Origin of the sequence: Pseudokineococcus sp. 1T1Z-3, from assembly GCF_037482365.1 — a bacterium.
In the GTDB taxonomy this organism is placed as follows: domain Bacteria; phylum Actinomycetota; class Actinomycetes; order Actinomycetales; family Quadrisphaeraceae; genus Pseudokineococcus.
Genome location: NZ_JBBHZF010000023.1, coordinates 171,988 through 190,032, shown reverse-complemented (window position 1 = coordinate 190,032; position 18,045 = coordinate 171,988). Strand labels below are relative to the sequence as shown.

Below are 18,045 nucleotides of genomic sequence, written 5' to 3'. Positions count from 1 at the left end.
CCGGCCAGTACTCCATCGCCGGCGGCCCCTACCTGCCGATCCCCGGACAGGCCCACGTCGACAGCGACCCCCATCCCGTCGTCACCTATCAAGGCCCCAACACCCCCGTCGCCGACCTCCACGAGTAGTCCCGCCCCCCGCGACACCGACGAAGGTGGCCGGTGTCGAACCGCCACCTCGGCGAAGCGTCAGACCCGGTCCCCGGACGACGACCGAGGGTCCCGCACGGGGGAAGATGCCGGTCGTGACTTCCGCCCCTCCTGCTGTCCGGCAGGGCACCGAGTCCTCGCGCCGCGGCGACACCGCCCCTGCCGTCGAGGTCGTCGACCTCGTCAAGCGCTACCCCAAGGCGAAGGTCAACGCCGTCGACGGCGTCAGCTTCACCGTCGCGCGTGGGGAGGTCTTCGGCCTGCTCGGGCCCAACGGCGCCGGCAAGACGACGACGATGGGCATCCTCACGACCCGGGTACGGGCGACGAGCGGGACGGCGCGCGTCGGCGGCATCGACATCGGTGCGAACCCCTCGGCGGCACGGGCGCTGCTCGCCGTCGTGCCGCAGCGCATCAACCTCGACCGGTCGCTGACGGCGCGCCAGAACCTGCTCTTCCACGCGGCGTACCACGGGGTCGGGCGGGCCGAGCGCAACCGGCGGGCCGACGAGCTGCTCGACCGCTTCGGCCTCGGCGACCGCGGCAAGGACAAGGTCGACAACTACTCGGGCGGCCAGGCGCAACGGCTCATGGTCGCGCGAGCGCTCATGCACGAGCCGCAGGTGCTCTTCCTCGACGAGCCGAGCACCGGGCTGGACCCGCAGGCGCGCCTCTTCGTCTGGGAGCGGGTGCGTGAGCTGAGTGATCGCGGCACGACCGTCGTCCTCACGACGCACGACATGGACGAGGCCGAGGAGGTCTCCGACCGCGTCGGCATCGTCGACCACGGCAAGGTGCTGGCCCTCGACACGCCCGCGGCGCTCGTCGCCGAGCACGGTGGCGCCGGGAGCATCGACGTCGTCCTCGAACCGGCCGACGGCGAGTCCGCCTCCGACGCCGCCGTCGCCGAGGCGCTCTCGCGGGTGCCGGGGGTACGCGGCGCCGAGCCGCCGGGCGGCGTGCCACCGCAGGGCGAGCGGCGGCTGCGCGTCGACGTCGACGGCGAGCCCGCGGAGCTGCTGGCGCGCGTCGCCGAGGCCGTGACGGGGGCGGGCGCCGTCATCACCGACGTCCGGCTCGGCCGCGCCGACCTGGAGGACGTCTTCATCAGCCTGACCGGGCGGGAGCTGCGATGACCACGACGAGCGAGCCGACGGCCGAGACGACGACCGGTGGCGCAGGCCGCACCGTCAACGGCCGCCCCAGCCAGCTGCGACCGGTGCTGGCCATCCTCGGGCGGGACCTCTTCGTCACCTGGCGCGAGCTGCCCGGCTTCCTCGCCCAGGTGCTGCTGCAGCCCGTCTTCGTGCTCTTCATCTTCGGGCAGGTGCTGGGGTCGCTGGACTTCCTCCAGGGCGACTACGCGCAGCTGCTGTTCCCCGGCGTCGTCGCCCTCACGGCATTCTTGACGGCGCTGCAGAACACCGCGCTGCCGCTCGTCATCGACTTCTCCTTCTCCAAGGAGATCGAGGACAGGCTGCTCGCGCCGACGTCGACCGTCATGGTCGCGCTCGAGAAGATCGCGTTCGCGAGCTTGCGGGCGCTCGTCGCCTCCGCTGCCATGTTCCCGCTCGGCATCTGGATCCTCGGCGAGATCCCCTGGCGCACCGAGGCCTTCCCGCTCGTCGTGCTCTTCGTCGTCCTCGGGGCCGTCACCGGCGGCGCAGCCGGGCTGACGCTCGGGACCCTCGTGCCTGCGCGCAAGATCAACACCGTCTTCGCGCTCGTCCTCACGCCCCTGCTCTTCACCGGTGCGGCGCAGTACCCGTGGGCCTCGCTCGAGGTGCTCCGCTGGTTCCAGGTGCTGACGGCGCTCAACCCGCTGACCTACGTCTCCGAGGGCCTGCGCGGCGCGCTGCTGCCGGACGCCCCGCACATCCCCGTCTGGGTGTGCCTGCTCGTCCTCACCGGCTTCCTCGCCCTCTTCACCGCCACCGGCACCCGCGGCTTCCTCCGGCGGGCGCTCGACTGACGGCGTCGTCCGACGCTCTGCGCACGTCGCGGGGGTGGTGGGGCGCGACGAGGCCACACGTCGGGAGAGGGAGGCGTGGCGAGGTCTTCAGCCTGCGCAGGGCCTCGAAGCTCGACGGGGGCCCCGGCAGGATGGACGACGGGCAGCTGCTGCGCGAGGCGCACCGCCTCGCCGGCCTCCCCGGCGTCATGTCCACGGCCGCCACGACGTCAGCGGCCCGCTCGACGTCGCGTGGCAGCTGGCCAAGGCCTGGCCGGACGGCGAGCTGGTCGTCGTCGACTCCGCGCACTCGGGCGCCGACCTCACGGGCGCCGTCGTCGCCGCCCTCGACCGGTTCGCCCGGTAGTGGTGCGCAGATATGACCGTGCACGGTCATATCTGCGCAGCACTGACCGGTCCGGCCCGGCTGGCACAGTGGCCGCGTGCGCCGCTTCTCCCAGGTCGACGTGTTCACCGACGACGCCGAGGCCGGGTGGGGCAACCCGGTCGCCGTCGTGCACGACGCCGAGGGGCTCGACGACGCCGCGATGGCGCGCTTCGCCGCCTGGACCAACCTCTCCGAGACCACCTTCGTGCTGCCGCCCACCGTCGACGGCGCCGACTACCGGTTGCGGATCTTCACCCCGCAGACGGAGCTGCCCTTCGCCGGGCATCCGACGCTCGGCTCCGCGAGCGCGTGGCTCGCGGCGGGTGGTGTGCCCGCGGGGCAGCACGTCGTGCAGGAGTGCGGCGCCGGGCTCGTCCGGGTGCGCCGGGAGGAGGGCCGGCTCGCCTTCGCCGCCCCGCCGCTGCTGCGCAGCGGACCGGTCGACGCCGACCTGCAGGCGCGGCTGCGGCGCGGGCTCGGGCTGGTCGAGGACGACGTCGTCGACGCCGCGTGGACCGACAACGGGCCCGGCTGGGTCTCGCTGCTGCTGCGGGACGCCGCCACGGTGCTGGCCGCCCGCCCCGACCGGGGCGTCCTGGAGGGGCTGTTCGTCGGTCTCGCCGGGCCCCACCCCGCCGGCTCGGAGGTCGCCCTCGAGGTCCGTGGTCTCGCCCTCGGCGCGGGCGTCGACGAGGACCCCGTCACCGGCAGCCTCAACGCCGCGCTCGCGCAGTGGCTCCAGCCGCTCGGCCACCTGCCGGGGACCTACGTCGCCGCCCAGGGCACGGCGCTCGGGCGGCGCGGGCGCGTCCACGTGCGCCGCGAGGGCGACGACGTCTGGGTCGCCGGGGGCACGCTCGTCGCCGTCCGCGGGACCGTCGACCTCTAGGTGTCCTGCGGGGCGGCGGGGGGCAGGACCGGCGTCCTCAGCGATCGGTTGGCGGCGTGACGTCGTACGTCGTCTGCACCATGCCGCCGCCGAGCACCTCGGTGCGGCGGTGGACCAGGTCGACGTCGGCGGGGAGCGGCCCGAAGAGCGGGGCGCCGGCGCCGATGAGCACGGGCACCCGTGAGAGCACCAGCTCGGTGACGAGGCCGGCGGCGAGACAGCTCTGCACGGCGCGCGGCCCGTCGACGTAGACCCGTCGGGCGCCCGCGCCCGCGAGCGCCGCGACGGCGTCGTCGAGGTCGCCGTGCACGGTGACGCGGGCGTCCTCGCGCTCGCTCATCGCGGAGCTGAGCACGTGCACCGGCTTGTCCTGGTAGGGCCAGGAGTCGTACGGGGCGATGACCTCGTAGGTCCCCCGGCCCATGAGGACGGCGTCCACGCTGCCGACGAAGTCGCGGAAGCCTGCCTCGCCCGCGGCCTCGCCGCGCTCGGTGAGCCAGTCCAGGTCGCCGTCCAGCCGTGCGACGAAGCCGTCGACCGACAGCCCGATGTAGACGCAGCCCTGGATGCCCTCGGGCTCAGCGCCCGACGCGGGGGAGCTCATGGCCCCAGCCTGCCCCGCGACCGGCGCCTCGGCCAGGGCGACGCGCAGGTCGAGGCAGACCCGTCGACGACGAGCCGGCGTCGGCGGGCCCCGCGGGTCAGTAGAACTCGACCGTGTCCACCCGGTTGCGCAGCTCGCGCCCGTCGAGGAGGCGGGAGGCGTTGTCGGCGAACAGGTCCGCGATGCGCTCCATGATCGTCGGGTCGCCCGCGGCGGTGTGGGGGCTGATGAGGACGTCAGGCCGGTCCCACAGCGGGCTGGCCTCGTCGAGCGGCTCGCGGGCGACGACGTCGAGGGCCGCGTAGCCGACCGTGCCGTCGTCCAGGGCCCGCACGAGGGCCTCCTCGTCGACGACGGTGCCGCGGCCGACGTTGACGAAGGTGGCGCCCGGTCGCAGCGCGGCGAAGAAGTCGGCGTCGAGCAGGCCCTTGGTCGCCGGCGTCCCCGGCAGGGTGACCACGACGCCGTCGACGCGCGCGGCCGCGTCGGCCAGCGAGCCCGGGTCGACGATCTCGTCGACGCCCTCGACCGGTCGCCCGTGGCGGCTGGAGCCGATGACCGTCGTCCCGAGCGCTGACAGCACCCGCGCGACCTCTGAGCCGATGCCGCCCAGGCCGACGACGAGGACGGTCTGCGCGGACAGCTGCCCCATGAAGTACGGCGATGGCCAGGTCCGGGCCGCGGAGTCGGCCTGCAGCCGCGGCACCCCCTTGGCGCCGGCCAGCAGGCCCAGCAGCGCGAACTCGGCGAGCGGGGTCCCGTGGATGCCGGCGGACGTCGTGAAGGCGACCCGCTGCAGCTCCTCCTCGGACAGGCGCGCGGCCCGCACCGCCTGCCCGCCGCCGGCCGCGATGGTGTGGACCCAGCGCAGGCCGGGGTTGGCGCGGACCGCCCGTGCGAGCGCGGCGGGGCTCGCGTCGGGGACGCCGAAGAGCGCGTCGGCGCCGTCGAGCAGCTCCTCGAACTCCTCCTGCCGCGCCGGTTCCCGCGACCACGCCGGGTCCCCGCCCTGGTCCCCGGCGTGGCGGACGGGCGGCAGCAGGTCGGGGCCGACGACGAGGTCGACGCGTGGCTCGCGCTCGGTGACGACCGCTCGGCTGCGCTCGTCCAGGGGTGTGGCCACGGCTACGCGCAGGCGCTCGGGCACGTCGTCTCCTCGGTCGGGGGGTGCGGCGGGCGGCCGCGTCGCAGGATGCCGCGGTTCTACCAGGCGCGCCGGCGCCAAGCGGCCGGCGCAGGGCGAGCCCGGGACCTCGGGGCCACGCCCGCCCGCCGGGCCGCTCGTGCCGCTCGGGCTCCGGACGCGGCATCATCGTGCCTGCGGCGTGATGGCGCGCCGCTCGGCGAGCAGGAGGCGACGACGCGTGAGCACCACCGCGGACAGCGACACGGGCACCCGTCAGGACGTCGGCGAGGTCCCGTCCACCATGCGCGCCAGCGTCATGACCGGCGTGCGGCAGGTCGAGGTGCAGGAGCGGCCCGTCCCGACCCCGGGGGACGACGAGGTGCTCGTGCGGGTCGGCTCGGTCGGGGTGTGCGGCAGCGACGTGCACTACTTCACCGCGGGACGCATCGGCGACATGGTCGTGACGGGGCCGCTGGTGCTCGGGCACGAGGTCGGCGGCACGGTCGTCGGCGTGGGCCGGGACGTGCCCGAGAGCCGCCTCGGCCAGCGGGTGGCGGTGGAGCCGCAGAAGCCGTGCCGGCGCTGCCGGCAGTGCCACGCGGGGCGGATGAACCTCTGCCCCCACATGGTCTTCTACGCGACGCCGCCGGTCGACGGCGCCTTCTGCGAGTACGTCACGGCGCCCGCCGACTTCGCCCACCCCGTGCCGGACAGCCTCTCCGACGCGGCGGTCGGTCTGCTGGAGCCGCTCTCGGTCGGCATCTGGGCCATGCACAAGGCTGCGGTGGGCCTCGGGGACCGGGTGCTCGTCGCCGGCGCCGGCCCGATCGGCGCGATGGTCGCCATGGCCGCACGGGCGCGGGGGGCGACCGAGGTGGTCGTCACCGACCTCGTGCAGTCCCGCCGTGAGCGCATCCTCTCCTTCGGTGCGACGCGCGCCCTCGACCCGCGGGAGTCAGCGGCCGAGATCGCGTCGATGGAGGCCGACGCCTTCGTCGACTGCACGGGCGCGACGCCGGCCGTGCTGTCCGGCATCGGGGCGGTGCGCGGGGGCGGCGCCGTCGTCCTCGTCGGGCTCGGGGCCGAGACGATGGACATCCCGGTGCAGCTCGTCGCCACGAGGGAGCTCACGCTCACCGGGGTCTTCCGGTACGTCGACACGTGGCCGCGCGCCATCGAGCTGGCCCGCACGGGCGCCGTCGACCTCGACGGCATGGTCACGGCGCGCTACGACCTCGACTCCGTCGACGAGGCGCTGCTGGCCGACTCCGACCCCCTCAGCATGAAGGCCGTCGTCGACGTCGCGGGCGGGCCGCGGTGAGCGCCTCGCCGACGACCAGCCAGGCGCCGGGGACGACGCCGGGCGGGGTGCTGGAGCGGTTCTCGCTGGCCGGTCGGGTCGCGCTCGTGACCGGTGGCTACCGCGGCCTGGGCCGTGCCTTCGCGCAGGCGCTCGCCGAGGCCGGCGCGGACGTCGCGGTGGCGGCGCGCGACGAGGCCCGCAGCGTCGAGGCCGCCGCGGAGATCGCCGCCTCCACGGGACGCCGGACGCTCGGGCTGCGGATGGACGTGACGTCGCGGCCGGAGGTCGAGGCGGGCCTCGCGCGGGTCGCCGAGGAGCTCGGCGGGCTCCAGGTGCTCGTCAACAACGCGGGCACGTGCATCCACGAGCCGGCCCTGGAGGTCAGCGACGACCACTTCCAGGACGTGCTGCAGACCAACGTCCGCGGGGTCTGGCTGCCCAGCCAGGTCGCCGCGCCGTACCTGGCCCAGCAGGGCGACGGCGGCGTGCGCGGGTGCGTCGTCAACATCGGCTCGATCAGCGCGCACGTCGTCAACCGCCCGCAGATGCAGCCCATCTACAACGCGAGCAAGGCTGCGGTGCACCAGCTCACGAAGTCGCTGGCGGCGGAGTGGGCGCCGCTGGGCATCCGCGTCAACGCCCTGGCGCCCGGCTACGTGAAGACGGAGATGGCCCCGGTGGACGAGCCCCGCTTCCGCCGGATGTGGATCGAGGACGCACCGATGCAGCGCTACGCGACGCCGGAGGAGGTCGCCGCGAGCGTCGTCTACCTCGCCAGCGACGCGTCGTCCTTCTGCACCGGGACGGTGCTCGTGGCCGACGGCGGGTACACCCTGTACTGAGCCGCTCCGCGGCCCCGGGTGCGCGGTCCCGCGTTCGACGACGTCGTCGCACCCGCCGACGGACGGCGTCGCCGCGTCGACGACGAGCGCGGGCCGCCGGACCCACCTCAAGGCGGGCCCTCAGGTGCCGACAGAAGACGTCAGGAGGTGGCCCATGGTGAGCCTGATGATGGTCTTGGGCATCGGCACGGCGGTCTGGCTGGGTCTGGACGCGACGCGCCTGCAGGTGCGTCCTGGCGTGCTGGGCAGCCGGCTCGCGGACCTAGGGGTGGCCGGGTGGGTGGTGTGCTGCCTGCTCCTGTGGGTGGTGACCCTGCCCGTGTACCTCGTCATGCGTCCGCGGTACGTGCGGCTCCACCTCGTCCACGAGCTGATGGAGGGCGTCCCCGCAGGTCCCTGGCCCGAGCAGGCCTAGCCCGCGCCCGGTGGCCGCTCGGGCGACGGCCGCGGGCCCGCTCGGGCACGCAGGCTCAGACCGCCGGCAGGTCGGCGGCCATGACCAGGTCGCCGTCCTCGTCGAGCACCTCGAGCCGGGTCGCGTCCTCACGCAGCACCGGCGCGTTGAGGCGGCACTCGACGATGTCGGCGGCGCCGACGAAGCCTCCTGAGGCGACCGGTTCGCCGGCGGCGTCGAGGACGACGAGCAGGTAGTCCTCGCCGTCGTCGAGCCCGTCGACGTCGACGACCGTCTCCGTGCCCCACGTGTGCGCGACGACGGAGGCGTCGACCGTGACCCCGGGCGGCTCCCCGACGACGTCGACCTGCTCCACCGCGCCCAGCGTCCCCGGCCCGCCCTCCGGCGGTCGGTCGGCCAGGCCGCTGACACCGAGCGCACCGACCGCACCGACGAGGACGCCGGCGGCCGCGGCGGCCAGCGCGGCCTGCGCGGCGGTGCGACGCCGTCGCGGCGCCAGCTCGGTCACCTCGGCGACGCGCTCGGGCCCCACGTCGGTGCGGTCGCCCCCTGGATGCGCCGCGCCGCCCGACGCGCCGATCGTCGCCGCCATGACCCGCTCCCGCAGGGCGGCTGACGGGCGCGCGGACTCCCATCCCTCGCCGCGCGGCGGCAGGGCGGCGAGGACGGCGCGGAACTCCTCCAGCTCGCGCGCGGCCTCGGGGTCGGCGGCCACGAGCGCGTCGACCTCGGCCTGCTCGTGCGGCTCGAGCCCGCCGACGGCCGCACCGGCGACGAGCTCGCCGCGGCGCTGCTCCTCACCGCTCACGGTGGACCTCCTGCGCGTTCCTCCGGCCGGTCGGCCGGCCCTCCATCGTCCCTGCTGCCGGGCCGGTGTGACCACCGAGCTCCAGCTCTCGGCGCAACGCCTTCAGCGCGTAGTGCATCCGGCTGCGCAGCGTCGCGACGGGGACGCCGGTCCGCGCGGAGACCTCCGCGTACCCGGCGCCCGCGAGGTAGACCTCCAGCACGACGGCGCGGTGCTCCTGCGAGAGCGTGCCCAGGGCGTCCAGGACGGCGAGCCGGTCCACCGCCTGCGCGGCGGGGTCGTCACCGCCGGGGCGTTCGCGGCGGTCGTCGTCCTCGGCCGCCAGGACGGGGCGGCGCGTGCGGGCGCGGTGGACGTCGACCACGACGTTGCGGGCGATCGCGAAGAGCCACGTGCGCACCGACCCGCGCCCGGGGCCGTAGCCGTCCCGGGCGCGCCAGGCCCGCACGAAGACCTCCTGGACGGCGTCCTCGCCCGCGCCGCGGTCGCCGATTGCTGCCGTGGCGAAGCCGAGCAGCTCACCGGCGTGGGCGTCGAAGGCGTGCTCGACGTCGAAGCCCTGCTCGACGTCGGCTGCCCGGTCCACGTCGGCTGCCCTGCCGGCGCCCGTCGGCTCGGTCCCGCGGGGGCCGGGGACGTCGCGCGAGCCGGACGCAGCCACCGCACCTCCGCCCCCCAGCACCAGCACCTCCGCCGCGTCGCCTGCCGGCGCCCCGGCCACCGGGTGGTGGGCTCCGGGGCGGGCACCCGCCGTCGACGTGCGCGGGCACCGTACGCACCGCAGGGGGCTACGTCGGCGTCGGGGACACCGTTCACCGCCTGCCGTGTGACGAGCGTCACACGCGTTGGGCCGCTCCGTCGTTGAACGGCGGCAGAGGTGGCGACGTACCCCCTCGTGACCGGCGGTCGTCACGGCCGCGCCCTGCCCGAGGAAGGTCCTCCATGAGTCGTCTGACCGCCCGCACCGGCGCCGGCATCGGCGCCCTCGCCCTGGCCGCAGCGTTCACGGCCACCGCCGCCGCTCCGGCGTCGGCCACCCAGGTCTCCGAGCCCGACAGCTTCACCAGCGCCTTCACGGCGGACCTGTCGCCCGACATGGTCGTGAACGCCGACGGCGAGCCGGCTCCCGGCCCCGAGGGCAGCTCGGGGACGATGGAGCTGCGGATCAACAGCGACGAGGAGGTCGTCTGCTACGACATCACGACCCGCGGCGTCGAGCCGCCGTACGAGAGCCCGGCCAAGACGGCGACCCACGTCCACGAGGCCCCGTCGGGCCAGCCCGGCCCCCCGCGGCTGGCCTTCCCGAACCCCGCGGGTGACGGCGACGTCCGCACCAGCTCGGGCTGCCTGCAGGGGCCGTTCACCACGGGGGTCGAGGGCGACGACGGCCAGGACACGGCGGCCGGCTTCTCGCTCTCGGCGATCGAGGCCGACCCCGCGGCCTACTTCGGGGACACGCACACCTCGCAGTTCGTGCCCGGCGCCGTCCGCGGCCAGCTGAGGCAGGTCCCGGTCGGCGGCGCCGGCACGGGTCTCGGGAGCACCGCCGCCGGAGTGCCCACGACGGCGCTGGTCGCCGGTGGTCTCGGTGTCGCCGCAGCGGGCGCGGCCGGCGTCGTCCTCCTGCGTCGTCGTCAGACCCAGGAGAGCTGACGCAGGTCGCCGTCCCCGGCCCCTTCTCCCCGGCCTTCTCCCCGATGTGTGACCTTGACGTGCGCCTTCCCGGCGACGGGCTGCACGTCAAGGTCACACGTCGGGTGGGTCGGGGTCTGGCGCGTCAAGGTCACATGTCGGGGACGGGGGGCGCGGGGAGGTCGGTGCGGCGGGGCACCTCGTCCAGGAGGGCCGACGGGCTGAGCTCGGAGGCGGCGGACGCGACGACGCCGCCCGCGACGTGGTCGGCGACCGTCGGGCCGCCCCACGCCGCGGCCGCCGACACGACCCCGACGCAGACGAGCGCCGCGACGGCGCCGGCGGCGACGGCACCGAGGGCCCTGTCCAGCACGCCGACGTGCAGGCGGGCCAGCAGGCCCGAGACCGCGCCGCCGAGGAGACCGCCGACCGCCAGGCCGAGGAGCACGGCGAGCACCAGGCAGATGACGGGCACGAGCCACCCGGGCTGGACCGCGGGCAGCAGCGCCGGGACGGCGGCCGCGGCCCACAGCCCGCCGACGAGCCCGGCGCCACCGCCCACGAGCCGGCCGAGCACGGTCCCGCCGCCCGAGCGCCAGCCGCCGAGGGCAGCGAGGACGACGACGGCGAGGGCGACGACGTCCACGAGCGTCGCCTGGGACGCCAGCTCCTGCAGCGACGTCACGAGAAGCCCTGCCCCTCGCCGCGTCGGGCTGGGCATGCCGGCACTCCCGGCGTCCTCGGGCGTGTCGGTGTCGTCGTCATCGGTGCTCCTTCGTCGGGGCGTGGCGTCCGTGGCCCCCACCCGGGGGGCGCCCGTGGGACGCAGGACGTCGTGCCCGACCACCGTCGCCCGGCTTCCTCAAGACCTCCTCAAGGACGAGGCCCCCGGGACGGGCATGAGGTGACCTTCAGGTGACCCGCCGCCGGCTCGCCGGCTCGCCGCCCTGGCGCGACAATTCCGGTCCGTCGGGCGCCGCCCGACGGCGTCCAGCCCCACCCGCGCCGCAGCCCTGGAGGCCGACGTGCCCGTCGTCATCACCCTGATCCGCCGGTACCTCGTCGCCCGTCTCGCCCTGCCGCTGGCCGGTCGGGCCATGGGTGCGGCCGGGCGCCGGCTCGAGGCCTCCCGCGGACCGGGCGCCGTCTCCTCGGGGCTGCAGAAGGGCAGCCGCCTGCTCTCCCGGCGCGCCCGTCGGGCCGACGACGAGCGCGGCTGAGCCGTCGACGCCCGCGGGGGCTCGAGGCCCTCAGAAGGCGTGAGCCCACGGGGCCGTCATGGCTCTCGCCCAGGCCCTCCCGTCAGACTGCCGGCATGGCCGCCCCCGCACCCGCGCGCGTCCTGCTCGTCGAGGACGACGAGGCCATCCGCGAGGCGGTCCTCGGCGCGCTCGCCGACGAGGGGCTCGTCGCGCGCGGCCTCGTCGACGGCGAGGACCTCGAGGCCGAGCTCGACGGCTTCCGCCCCGACCTCGTCGTCCTCGACTGGATGCTCCCGGGGCGCCCCGGTCGCGCGCTGGTCCGCGTGGTGCGGGGTCGCACCGACGCCGGCGTCGTCATGCTCACCGCCCTGGACGACCTCGCCGACCGGGTGAGCGCCTTCGGTGCCGGGGTCGACGACTACGTCGTCAAGCCCTTCGCCATGGCCGAGCTGGTGCTGCGGCTGCAGGCGCTGCTGCGCCGGCTGGGCCGGCTGCCGAGCACCGTCGAGGTCGGCGACCTCGTGCTCGACGAGGGCGCCGGCGTCGTCACCCGCGGCGGCCATGCCCTGGACCTCACCGCGACCGAGCGCCGCCTGCTGGCCTTCCTCGTCGCCTCCCGCGGGCGGGCCGTGTCGACGACGCAGATCCTCACGCAGGTGTGGGGGTACGACGACTACGCCGACAACCTCGTCCAGGTGCACGTCAGCGCCCTGCGCCGCAAGACCGAGGCCCATGGCCCGCGGCTCATCCACACCGTCCGCGGTGTCGGCTACGTGCTGCGGGCCGGCTGAGATGGGCTCGGCACGAGCAGGTCTGGCGTGAGGAGCCGCCGCGTCGAGCGGCTGCGCACCGGCTCGCTGCGCCGGCGCGTCGTCGTCACGGTGCTGGCCCTGCTGACGGCGCTGCTGCTCGTGCTCGGCGTCGTCGTCGACCAGGCGCTGCGGGCGCGGCTGGAGGGCGAGATCGAGCAGCGCCTGCTCGACCGTGCGGCGGTCGCGGTCGCGCTCCAGGGGGAGGTCGACGCCGACGACCTCGTCGACCAGCTGGCGGGACAAGGTGTCTCGGTCCGGTACTCCGGTGACGACGGCGTCCTCACCGCGGGTCCGGCGCCGTCGGCCGGCACCGGCGGGCGCGGCGACCGCGTCCGCGACGGCGTCCGCCAGCGCGGGGACCTGCTGAGCACGACCACCGAGCTCGACGACGGCACGCTCGTGCTCTCGGCCGACGCCTCGCAGGTGCGGACGACGGTGGCGCAGGTGCGGGCCGTGCTCGCGGTGGCGAGCGTCGTCGTCCTCGTGCTGGCGGCCCTGGCGCTGCTCGCCGTCGTCGGACAGGTGCTGGCGCCGCTGGACCGCATCACCGCGACGGCGCGCTCCATCGCCGCCGGCGACCGGGGTCGCCGGCTGCGGCCCGACCGGCCCGGCACCGAGCTGGGCCGTACCGCGGCGGCGTTCGACGACATGCTCGACGCCGTCGAGGGCGCCGAGGCGCGGGCCCGCGCCTCGGAGGAGCGGATGCGTGCGCTGCTCTCCGAGGCGGCGCACGAGCTGCGGACGCCGCTGGCCGGCGTCCACGCGGCGGCCGACCTGCTCGTGCGCGCCGAGCGCCCCCGCGCCGAGACCGAGCGGCTCGCCGCCGCGGTCGCCCGGGAGTCCCGGCGTGCGTCGCGGCTCGTCGACGACCTCCTGACGATGGCCCGCATCGACCGCGGGCTGGAGCTGCAGCTCGCCGACGTCGACCTGCGCGACCTGGCGCGGACGGCCGTCGAGGACCGGCGCCTGCGGCCGTCGGCCGCCCTGCACCTGGCGTCAGGACCGCCGCTGCGCGTGCGTGCCGACGCCGACCGCCTCGCGCAGGTGCTCGCGAACCTGCTCGACAACGCCGTCCGCGCCGCTGGTCCGGACGGCTCCGTCGAGGTGCGGACGGGCCGGGAGGGCGACGACGCGGTCGTCACGGTCCTCGACGACGGCCCGGGGGTGCCGCAGGCGGACCGCGAGCGCGTCTTCGAGCGGCTCGTGCGCCTGGACGAGGCGCGCTCCCGCGACGCCGGCGGCGCAGGCCTGGGGCTGCCCATCGCCCGCGGCATCGCCCGTTCGCACGGGGGCGACGTGGTCCTGGCGCCACGCCCCGACGGGACCCGGGGGACGGCTGCGGTGCTCCGCCTGCCCGGGGCCGGCGTCACCCCTGTGCGTCCCGCTGGTTGAGACGCGGGTCCCGGGCGTCGCCGCCGGTGTCCTACCGTCCTCGCCAGGTCATGAGCGCCAGCGTCAAGCCCCGGCTCGCTGGCCGGCAACCCTCCTCCTGCGGCGGGGTGCCCCGGGTGATGACCGGGCCGTCGTCCGTCCGGGCGCGGCAAGCGCGGGCTCACGCGAGCCCTTGAGCACGGGAGCGCCCCCATGTCCGTCGAGCCCACCAGCACACCTGCCGCCGAGCCGCAGACGCCGGACGTCGCCGAGGCGGGCCCGCTGTCCGACGCGCCCGCGCCGGGCGGCTGGTCCTTCGAGACCCGACAAATCCACGCGGGCTCGGCGCCGGACCCGACGACGGGCTCGCGGGCCCTGCCGATCCACCAGACGACGTCGTTCTCCTTCGCGAGCACCGAGCAGGCCGCCGCCCGCTTCGCGCTCAGCGAGATCGGCAACATCTACACACGCATCACCAACCCGACGACGGAGGCGGTCGAGAACCGCATCGCCGACCTCGACGGCGGTGTCGGGGCGCTGCTCGTGGCCTCCGGCCAGTCGGCGGAGACCTTGGCGATCCTCAACGTCGCCGAGGCCGGCGACCACGTCGTCGCCAGCCCGAGCCTCTACGGCGGCACGGTGAACCTGCTGCGCTACACCCTGCCCAAGCTCGGCGTGACGACGACCTTCGTCGAGGACCCCGACGACCCGGAGTCGTGGCGCGCTGCGGCGCAGCCGAACACGAAGGTCTTCTACGGCGAGGCCATCCCCAACCCGCGGGGCGACGTCCTGGACGTCGAGGCCGTCGCGGCGGTCGCGCACGAGGTGGGGGTGCCGCTCGTCGTGGACGCGACGGTGGCCACGCCGTTCCTCTCGCGCCCGCTGGAGTGGGGCGCCGACGTCGTCGTGCACTCGGCGACGAAGTACCTCGGCGGTCACGGGACGGCGATCGGCGGGGTGATCGTCGACGGCGGCACCTTCGACTACGCCGCCCACCCCGAGCGCTTCCCCGGCTTCAACACCCCCGACGAGAGCTACCACGGTCTGGTCTACGCGCGGGACCTTGGTGTCGGCAGCGAGCTCGGGGCGAACCTCGCGTACATCCTCAAGGCGCGGGTGCAGCTGCTGCGCGACCTGGGGCCGGCGATCTCCCCGTTCAACGCCTTCCTGCTCGGTCAGGGCATCGAGACGTTGAGCCTGCGGCTGGAGCGGCACGTCGCCAACGCCCAGGCGGTCGCCGAGTGGCTGGAGGCGCGCGAGGACGTCGAGCGCGTCCAGTACGCGGGGCTGCCGTCCAGCCCGTGGCACGCCCGGCAGCAGAAGTACGCGCCGCGCGGCGCCGGCGGCGTGCTCTCGTTCGAGATCGTCGGCGGCCTGGAGGCGGGCCGGCGCTTCGTCGACGGCCTCTCGCTGCACAGCCACGTCGCCAACATCGGCGACGTGCGCAGCCTCGTCATCCACCCGGCGTCGACGACGCACAGCCAGCTCTCGCCCGAGGCGCAGGAGAAGGCCGGCGTCACACCAGGCCTCGTGCGGCTGTCGGTCGGGCTGGAGCACCTCGACGACATCCTCGCCGACCTGGAGCAGGGCTTCACCGCCGCCAAGGGGTCCTGAGGGTCGCCGTCCCGCGCGCGCGTGCTGGCGGGAGGGGCGCCGTCCGGTCTAGCCCGCAGGGTCCGCGGTGCGCGGACTTGTGGGGCTGGCGCGCCGTCTACTCGGGGTGGGCGCGGAGATCGCGGGTCGACGCGCCGTGGGCTGCCCCGCGAGGTCCGCGGTGGTGGGGACGAAGGCGGCGCAGCGGGGCCTGGCCCGGGAAGTCCGCGGTGCGCGGACTTGTGGGGTGGTGTGACGGAGGCCTGACCCGGGAAGTCCGCGGTGCGCGGACGTCGCGGGCAGGGCAGTGGTGGTTGGCCCGCGGGGTCCGCGGTTCGCGGACTTGTGGGGTCGGCGCGCCGTCGACTCGGGGTGGGCGCGGAGATCGCGGGTCGACGCGCCGTGGGCTGGCCCGCGAGGTCCGCGGTGGAGCGAGTGCTGACGGCGCAGGGCGACGCGCGGCGACGACGTCCCGCGTCCCCGCGACGGGCTGCGCCCCGACGACGGGCTGCGCCGTGACGACGGCCCCCGCGGCCGGGCCAGGTGGCCCGGCCAGGGGGCCGTCGCACGAGCCGGACCGCGGCAGCCGGGTCGGGCGAGCCGGGTCAGGGCAGCCGCAGCACCTGGCCGACGTAGATGCGGTTGGGGTTGGAGACCCGGTCGCGGTTGAGGTCGTAGATCGCCTGCCACGTCGTGCCGTTGCGCGCGGCGATGGCGCCGAGGGTGTCGCCGCTGCGCACCGTGTAGGTGCCGGACGGCGCGGGCGTCTCGCCACCACCACCGCCGCCGCCACCGCTGCCCGGCACCCGCAGCACCTGGCCGACGTAGATGCGCCCCGGGTTCGAGATCCGGTCGCGGTTGTCGGCGTACAGCTGCTGCCAGGTGGTGCCGTAGCGGGCGGCGATGGCGCCGAGGGTGTCGCCGCTGCGGACGGTGTACGTCGCACCCGACGGCGGCGCCGGGGCGGGGTCGGCCGGCGGCGCGGGCTGGGAGCTGCCGCCCCCGGGCGGGGTGGGCGTGCCGCGCTTCTCGGCCTCGCCGTAGCCGAGGCGGGCGGTGCACGCGGGCCAGGCGCCCCAGCCCTGCACGGCGAGGACCTTCTCGGCGACGGCGATCTGCTCCTCGCGCGTCGCGAGGTCAGCCCGGGCGGCGTACTGCTGGCCGCCGAACCCGTCCCACGTGGGCTGGTAGAACTGCAGGCCGCCGTAGTAGCCGTTGCCGGTGTTGATGTCCCACCGGCCGCTGCTCTCGCACTGGGCGAGTCGGTCCCAGACCGCGTCGGTCGCGGCCGACGCCGAGCCAGCGGTGGACAGCCCGACGAGCGGGCCGACGGCGAGGGCGGCGACGGCGCCGAGGCCGACCGGGCGGCCGAGGCGGGAGCGACGGGTCGTGCGTCGAGCGGGAGAGCTCGTCTGCGTGGTGATGGCGTTGGCCTCTCGCGCATGCGCCTCGCGGTGGACCGCGCCCCGCCCTGCGCTGTGGTGAGGGTGACGTCCGCCGGGCGGGGAGGCGCAGGCGGACGGGCTGTCGGGGCCCGCGCGAGGGGCGCGGGCGGACGTCGTCGGCACCAGCGGGCGCCGGCCGGGGGCTCGGCGCGTGCGCGCCGGCCCGAGGACGCGGCGACGGTAGGTGATGTCACGAGCAGGTGACAACCCGTCCGGGCGAATATGTGTCACCTGTGAGAGTGGCTGCACGGCAGGCCCATACGAATCACACACCTGTGGTTCGCCGATCATGGTGCCGTCGCGGCCGGCGTCGCCGCGATGACCGTCCGTGCGTGCCCCGTCACTCGTGCCTCACCGCCCCCATCTCCGGTTGCGTGCCGTGACGAGCGCGCTACGCCCCCTCGGCGCCGGCGACGACGCGCCGGGTTGCCGCCTCCAGGCCCCGCCGCGAGCGTGTCCGCCATGAGCGCACTCACGCGAGGGCTGACCGCCGGAGCCGTCGGCACCACCGTCCTGCAGGCCGTCACCTACGCCGACATGGCCCTGCGCGGCCGGCCCGCCAGCGAGGCGCCCGGGCAGACCGCCGACGCCCTCGCCGGCCGGCTCGGGCTCGGCGTCCCCGGCGACGGCGAGCGGCAGGGGCACCGCCGCACCGCCCTCGGCGCGCTCCTGGGCACCACGACGGGACTCGCCACCGGGGTCGTCGCCAGCCTCGCCCGCCGCCGCGGGTACGCCCTGCCGGGCGCGCTCGGCGGCGTCGCCACCGGGGCGCTGGCGATGGCGGCGAGCGACGGGACGTCCGCCGCGCTCGGCGTCAGCGACCCGCGCACGTGGACGGCGGGCGACTGGGCCGCCGACGTCGTCCCGCACCTGGCCTACGGGCTGGCGACGCACGCGACGCTCGAGGCGATGTCGCCGCAGCCCGGCGACGTCGTCCGCAGGCCCGCCTCGGGCGGCCTCGTGGCCCGCTCCTTCGTGCTCGGCGTCGCGACGGGCGGGCGCAGCTCCCTCGGGCTGGCGGCGCCGGTGCTCACCGACGCCCGCCCCGACGGGCCGGGCGCGCTGGCCCGCGTCGGCGCGGCCGCCGGCGTCGTCGGCGAGGTGGTCATGGACAAGAAGGCCTCGACGCCGCCGCGCACCGCGCCCGGCCCCCTCGGCGGGCGGCTGCTCGCGGGGGCCGGTGGAGCGGCGGCCCTCGCCGCCCGGGAGGACCGCACGCCCACGGCCCCGGCGGCGGCCGGTCTGCTCGGCGCCCTCGGCGGCTCCTACGCCGGGCTCGCCTGGCGCACCTGGGCGGCGAGCCGGCGCTCGCCCTTCGACGCCGACTGGCAGGCCGCGCTGGTCGAGGACGGCGTCGCGGCGGCGCTCGCGCTGGCTGCGTGCTGGCCCGGGCGCCGGGGCCAGCGCACCGCGGTCCTCGGGTAGGCGAGGCCCTCGGGGGAGGGCCCGAGGGGCGGCCCGACCGGGGCGTCTGCGCTGCGCCGTCCGCGTGGTGGTGGGCGGTGGGGTCGGCCC

General features: G+C 76.2%; 18 protein-coding genes and 1 riboswitch. Of the genes, 12 read left to right on the top strand and 6 right to left on the bottom strand.

Going from position 1 to position 18,045, the window contains the following annotated elements:
* Positions 1-235 precede the first annotated feature (235 nt).
* The 3 genes from WDV86_RS08335 (at position 236) to WDV86_RS08325 (ending at position 3,377) form a co-directional block, all read left to right on the top strand.
* A complete protein-coding gene (locus WDV86_RS08335) occupies positions 236-1,285 on the top strand; it encodes an ATP-binding cassette domain-containing protein (RefSeq protein WP_445262987.1) in 1,050 nt (349 codons plus the stop codon).
* The gene (locus tag WDV86_RS08330) at positions 1,282-2,121 is read left to right on the top strand and encodes an ABC transporter permease (RefSeq protein ID WP_339567152.1); all 840 of its coding nucleotides are present in this window, start codon (positions 1,282-1,284) and stop codon (positions 2,119-2,121) included. Before WDV86_RS08335 ends, WDV86_RS08330 begins: the two co-directional genes overlap by 4 nt.
* Positions 2,122-2,543: 422 nt before the next feature.
* A complete protein-coding gene (locus tag WDV86_RS08325) occupies positions 2,544-3,377 on the top strand; it encodes a PhzF family phenazine biosynthesis protein (protein ID WP_339567151.1) in 834 nt (277 codons plus the stop codon).
* 37 nt (positions 3,378-3,414) lie between these two features.
* Here WDV86_RS08325 and WDV86_RS08320 read toward each other — a convergent pair whose 3' ends face one another.
* Both WDV86_RS08320 and WDV86_RS08315 read right to left on the bottom strand, forming a co-directional pair.
* Positions 3,415-3,981 (bottom strand): dihydrofolate reductase family protein, encoded by a 567-nt coding sequence (locus WDV86_RS08320; protein WP_339567150.1) that lies wholly within the window; start codon positions 3,979-3,981, stop codon positions 3,415-3,417.
* Between the two features lie 97 nt (positions 3,982-4,078).
* Positions 4,079-5,128, bottom strand: coding sequence for a D-2-hydroxyacid dehydrogenase (locus tag WDV86_RS08315; RefSeq protein WP_339567149.1), 1,050 nt, complete (start codon positions 5,126-5,128; stop codon positions 4,079-4,081).
* A gap of 280 nt (positions 5,129-5,408) precedes the next feature.
* Between WDV86_RS08315 and WDV86_RS08310 the strand changes: the two genes are divergently transcribed.
* The 3 genes from WDV86_RS08310 (at position 5,409) to WDV86_RS08300 (ending at position 7,667) form a co-directional block, all read left to right on the top strand.
* Positions 5,409-6,428, top strand: a complete 1,020-nt coding sequence (locus tag WDV86_RS08310; protein ID WP_445262996.1) for an NAD(P)-dependent alcohol dehydrogenase — start codon at positions 5,409-5,411, stop codon at positions 6,426-6,428.
* Positions 6,425-7,252: an SDR family NAD(P)-dependent oxidoreductase gene (locus tag WDV86_RS08305; protein WP_339567147.1), complete on the top strand. Its 828-nt coding sequence runs from the start codon at positions 6,425-6,427 to the stop codon at positions 7,250-7,252. Before WDV86_RS08310 ends, WDV86_RS08305 begins: the two co-directional genes overlap by 4 nt.
* Positions 7,253-7,406: 154 nt before the next feature.
* The gene (locus tag WDV86_RS08300) at positions 7,407-7,667 is read left to right on the top strand and encodes a hypothetical protein (protein WP_339567146.1); all 261 of its coding nucleotides are present in this window, start codon (positions 7,407-7,409) and stop codon (positions 7,665-7,667) included.
* 55 nt (positions 7,668-7,722) lie between these two features.
* Here the strand turns inward: WDV86_RS08300 and WDV86_RS08295 are convergent, their stop codons facing one another.
* Both WDV86_RS08295 and WDV86_RS08290 read right to left on the bottom strand, forming a co-directional pair.
* Entirely contained in the window at positions 7,723-8,475 is a 753-nt protein-coding gene (locus WDV86_RS08295; protein WP_339567145.1) for a hypothetical protein, read from the bottom strand.
* Positions 8,465-9,061 carry a sigma-70 family RNA polymerase sigma factor gene (locus WDV86_RS08290; RefSeq protein WP_339567144.1) on the bottom strand — a complete coding sequence of 199 codons (597 nt, stop codon included), beginning with the start codon at positions 9,059-9,061 and terminating at the stop codon, positions 8,465-8,467. Before WDV86_RS08290 ends, WDV86_RS08295 begins: the two co-directional genes overlap by 11 nt.
* Positions 9,062-9,417: 356 nt before the next feature.
* Between WDV86_RS08290 and WDV86_RS08285 the strand changes: the two genes are divergently transcribed.
* Positions 9,418-10,128: a CHRD domain-containing protein gene (locus WDV86_RS08285; RefSeq protein ID WP_339567143.1), complete on the top strand. Its 711-nt coding sequence runs from the start codon at positions 9,418-9,420 to the stop codon at positions 10,126-10,128.
* A gap of 130 nt (positions 10,129-10,258) precedes the next feature.
* Here the strand turns inward: WDV86_RS08285 and WDV86_RS08280 are convergent, their stop codons facing one another.
* Positions 10,259-10,828: a CvpA family protein gene (locus tag WDV86_RS08280; RefSeq protein WP_339567142.1), complete on the bottom strand. Its 570-nt coding sequence runs from the start codon at positions 10,826-10,828 to the stop codon at positions 10,259-10,261.
* Positions 10,829-11,132: 304 nt separating this feature from the next.
* On the opposite strand from WDV86_RS08280, the gene WDV86_RS08275 reads away from it, so the two are divergent.
* From WDV86_RS08275 to WDV86_RS08260, 4 genes are all read left to right on the top strand, one after another.
* Positions 11,133-11,327 carry a hypothetical protein gene (locus WDV86_RS08275; RefSeq protein WP_339567141.1) on the top strand — a complete coding sequence of 65 codons (195 nt, stop codon included), beginning with the start codon at positions 11,133-11,135 and terminating at the stop codon, positions 11,325-11,327.
* A gap of 95 nt (positions 11,328-11,422) precedes the next feature.
* On the top strand, positions 11,423-12,100 hold the full coding sequence (locus WDV86_RS08270; protein ID WP_339567140.1) for a response regulator transcription factor: 678 nt from the start codon (positions 11,423-11,425) through the stop codon (positions 12,098-12,100).
* A gap of 27 nt (positions 12,101-12,127) precedes the next feature.
* Positions 12,128-13,513, top strand: coding sequence for a sensor histidine kinase (locus WDV86_RS08265; protein WP_339567139.1), 1,386 nt, complete (start codon positions 12,128-12,130; stop codon positions 13,511-13,513).
* Positions 13,514-13,559: 46 nt separating this feature from the next.
* Positions 13,560-13,674, top strand: a riboswitch (SAM riboswitch).
* A gap of 31 nt (positions 13,675-13,705) precedes the next feature.
* Entirely contained in the window at positions 13,706-15,106 is a 1,401-nt protein-coding gene (locus tag WDV86_RS08260) for a bifunctional o-acetylhomoserine/o-acetylserine sulfhydrylase (protein WP_339567138.1), read from the top strand.
* Between the two features lie 584 nt (positions 15,107-15,690).
* Here WDV86_RS08260 and WDV86_RS08255 read toward each other — a convergent pair.
* Complete coding sequence (locus tag WDV86_RS08255; protein ID WP_339567137.1) at positions 15,691-16,779, bottom strand: transglycosylase family protein; 1,089 nt, start codon at positions 16,777-16,779, stop codon at positions 15,691-15,693.
* A gap of 213 nt (positions 16,780-16,992) precedes the next feature.
* On the opposite strand from WDV86_RS08255, the gene WDV86_RS08250 reads away from it, so the two are divergent.
* Positions 16,993-17,955 carry a hypothetical protein gene (locus tag WDV86_RS08250; protein WP_339567136.1) on the top strand — a complete coding sequence of 321 codons (963 nt, stop codon included), beginning with the start codon at positions 16,993-16,995 and terminating at the stop codon, positions 17,953-17,955.
* The last annotated feature ends 90 nt before the right edge of the window (positions 17,956-18,045 follow it).